Origin of the sequence: Rhodoferax sp. UBA5149 (assembly GCF_002413825.1) — a bacterium.
In the GTDB taxonomy this organism is placed as follows: domain Bacteria; phylum Pseudomonadota; class Gammaproteobacteria; order Burkholderiales; family Burkholderiaceae_C; genus Rhodoferax.
The window spans coordinates 1-3125 of sequence record NZ_DHXT01000137.1; the positions used below are offsets into that span (position 1 = coordinate 1).

4 protein-coding genes are annotated in these 3125 nt (G+C 59.0%); all 4 read right to left on the minus strand.

Annotated elements, in window-relative coordinates; all coding sequences use genetic code 11:
• On the minus strand, positions 1-532 hold a 532-nt coding region (locus B3V69_RS11855), incomplete at its 3' end, for an NUDIX hydrolase (protein WP_296446780.1).
• Positions 533-552: 20 nt separating this feature from the next.
• Positions 553-1248 (minus strand): fumarylacetoacetate hydrolase family protein, encoded by a 696-nt coding sequence (locus B3V69_RS11860; protein ID WP_296446782.1) that lies wholly within the window; start codon positions 1246-1248, stop codon positions 553-555.
• A gap of 23 nt (positions 1249-1271) precedes the next feature.
• A complete protein-coding gene (locus tag B3V69_RS11865; protein ID WP_296446784.1) occupies positions 1272-1568 on the minus strand; it encodes an antibiotic biosynthesis monooxygenase family protein in 297 nt (98 codons plus the stop codon).
• A 61-nt stretch (positions 1569-1629) separates the two neighbouring features.
• The gene (locus B3V69_RS11870) at positions 1630-3027 is read right to left on the minus strand and encodes an MATE family efflux transporter (RefSeq protein WP_414707519.1); all 1398 of its coding nucleotides are present in this window, start codon (positions 3025-3027) and stop codon (positions 1630-1632) included.
• Positions 3028-3125 lie beyond the last annotated feature (98 nt).

The window sequence follows — 3125 nt, forward strand, 5'->3', positions numbered from 1 at the left end:
TGACATGAATGGAGAAGTGGCCAGCGCGGCGGTCTGCAAAGTAGTGTTCCAGCGTTTCCTTGACGGTTCGGAACGCGATCTCGTCCCAGGGTATTTCGTCTTCGGCAAACAGGCGGGCTTCGATGGTCTCAAAGCCGGGGTCGAATGTGTCGCTGAGCAGGCGAGCCCGGTAAAACATGTGGACCTGCCCGACGCGGGCGACGTTCAGAAGCGTGAAAAAATCTTCCAGCTCAAACTGGGCGCCGGCTTCTTCCAGCGTTTCACGCGCGGCGCCTTCGGCCACGGTTTCGTTCAATTCCATAAAACCGGCGGGCAGCGTCCACTTGCCCCGACGCGGCTCGATATTGCGCTTGCACAGCAGCACCTTGTCACCCCAATAGGGTACGGTGCCCACCACGTTGAGAGGATTCTCGTAGTGGATGGTCTGACAGGCGGAGCAGACAGCGCGTTCTTTGGTGTCGCCATCGTCCGGAATTCGGTAAACCACGGCCGTGCCGCAGTTTTTGCAGTGTTTGATGGGGGAGCGAAGCATGAGGGCAGTGTAATGTGGCCTTAATCGACTGTGACCTTGATGGGTTCCAGCCCGGTCACGGCAGCCGTCATGGTGTCGCCAGCCACCACGGCGGCCACGCCCTCGGGGGTTCCGGTGTAAATCAGGTCGCCGGGCTGCAGTTCCCATGCGGCTGACAGGTGCTCGATCGTCTCAGCGATGTTCCAGATCAGTTTGGACACATGGCTGCGTTGGCGATCCTGGCCGTTGACCTGCAGGTAGATCTCGGCGTTGGCGATATCGCCTGCCTGGTCAACTGGGGTGATGGGGCCGATCGGCGCCGAATGATCAAAGGCTTTGCCAATGCACCAGGGACGGCCCTGTTTTTTCATCTCGTTTTGCAGGTCACGGCGCGTCATGTCCAGGCCCACGGCGTAGCCAAAAATGTGTTTGTGGGCGTCGCCCGCCTGGATATTTTTGCCGCCCGTGCCAATGGCCACCACCAGTTCGATTTCGTGATGCAGGTTCTTGGTAAGGCTGGGGTAAGGCATGGCGGCTGATTCGCCGGCGTTGACCACGACCAGCGCGTCGGTCGGTTTCAGAAAGAAGAAGGGTGGCTCGCGGCCGGTAAAGCCCATCTCTTTGGCGTGTTCTTCGTAGTTGCGCCCCACGCAGTAAATGCGGTGAACCGGAAAATGTGAAGCGGTGCCAAGCACGGGCACCGACACGGTGGGGGCGGGATTGAAAACGTAGCGCATGGGAAGCTTTTCTTCTTTCAGGTTTACTTTGCCACCAGGTCAAAGTGCTCAACGACCGGGACGCCTGCAAAAAACGGACCGACGATGGCACGCCATTGGGTAAACGCCGGCGACTGGCGAAAGCCCACCGTGTGGTCTTCCAGCGTGTCCCAGAAAATTTGAAGAATATAGCGCTCGGTATTTTCAATACCCCGGTTGACCTTGTAGCCCTGAAACCCCTTGGCCTCATGGATGACGCTTTTCAAACCGCGCTGGATGGCCTCTTCAAAAGCGGCGTTCTGACCGGGGTGAATGCGGATGTCAGCGAGTTCGAGAATCATGAAAGTCTCCGGGGTGTCGGTTAATGTTGATGGTCGCTTGAGTCTACCGTCAGGGCAATCGTTACAGTCTGCGGATTGGTTTTTTCCGCCAAACCAGCCGGTAATAGCTTGTTTGCATGGCCAGCATGGACAAAAACGCCACGGGGTAGGCCGCCCAAATGCCATTCAAGCCGTAGGTGCTGCTCAAGACCCAAGCCACCGGAATTTCAATGCATGCAATGGCAAACATCGCAATAGCGGTAGGCGCAAATACCGAGCCGCTGGCCCGCATCAAGCCTGACAGCACCATGGACATGCCCATGATGACGCTGCTCCACAGCATGATGTGCAACAGCGTTTGTGCCATGTTCACGACGGCCGCGTCAGTGATAAACAGCCCGATGATGCTGCGCGAAAACAGATAGCCCAGCAACACCAGTGAGCCCGTCAGCATCACGTTCATGATGATGCCGGTGCGGGCAATCTTGCCCAGGGTGTGAGCCCGCCCGCCGCCAATGGCTTGTGCGCCCAGGATGGAGGCGGTGATGGCGATGGAAATGGCGGGGAACTGCACGTACGACACGATCTGGTTGACCGCGCCATAGGCCGCCGTGGCTTGCGAGCCATAGCGGTTGACCAAAAACAGCACGGCAATTTCGGCCACCGAGATCGTGATCATCGACAAGGCCGTGGGCAGGCCGACGAGCAAGACTTTTTTCAGAATGCCGCGGTCGATGCGAAGGTGCTTCATGAACGCGGCGTCAGGCGCCAGGACATGCTTTTTTCGCAGCAAATACCAGGCGGTCCAGCTCAGCGCGATGAGGTAAGACACCACGGCAGCGTAAGCACCACTGGCCACACCCATGCGCGGCAAACCGGCCCAGCCGCGGATCAGTGCCGGGGTCAGCAACAGACCGACAGCGGTGGAGATCAGCAGCGTCTTCAGCGGTGTGGTGGTGTCGCCGACGCCGCGCAGCATCGAGGTGACCAGCAAAAAGACAAAGACGCCGGGTGTTGCCAGCAACATGATGCGGGCGTAGGCGGTCGCGTCCGGCAATATGTCAGCGGGCGTGCCCAGGGCGCGTAGCATCATTTCCGTGAACGCACCGCCAAAGAGGGCCACGGTCAATCCTGCGCACAGGCCCACCATCAGTGTGGTGCCGGCAATGGCCTTGACGCGGCCAATTTCTCTGGCGCCCCAGGCCTGACCAATCAGGACGGCGGCGCCCGAGCCCATGCCAATCATGAAGGCGATCAGGAAGAACAGCACCGGAAAGAACGCCGAGACCGCCGCCATGGCGCTCACGCCCAGCATTTGACCCAGATAGATGTTGTTCACCGTGCCCGAGAGCGCCTGCAGGATGTTGCTGATGATCATGGGCACCAGAAATGCCATATAGACCTTCCACAAAACGGGCGGCGGTGCGGGGTGGTCCGAGGGGTTCATGGCGCTGCTTCTGGCGGTCGTCGTCGTGTTCATGGGGATTCCGTGGTTCATGCCCAGAAGGCGTCAGTGAGTATTTTTTTCAGATGCGTTTGCACATCCACTGGCCAAGTGGCGATCTGCGCTTCAAAACC

Bases quoted from the DNA above. Each gene is read 5' to 3' on its own strand.
- B3V69_RS11860 (WP_296446782.1), bottom strand. From the start codon at position 1,248: ATGCGCTACGTTTTCAATCCCGCCCCCACCGTGTCGGTGCCCGTGCTT.
- B3V69_RS11870 (WP_414707519.1), bottom strand. From the start codon at position 3,027: ATGAACACGACGACGACCGCCAGAAGCAGCGCCATGAACCCCTCGGAC.
- B3V69_RS11865 (WP_296446784.1), bottom strand. From the start codon at position 1,568: ATGATTCTCGAACTCGCTGACATCCGCATTCACCCCGGTCAGAACGCC.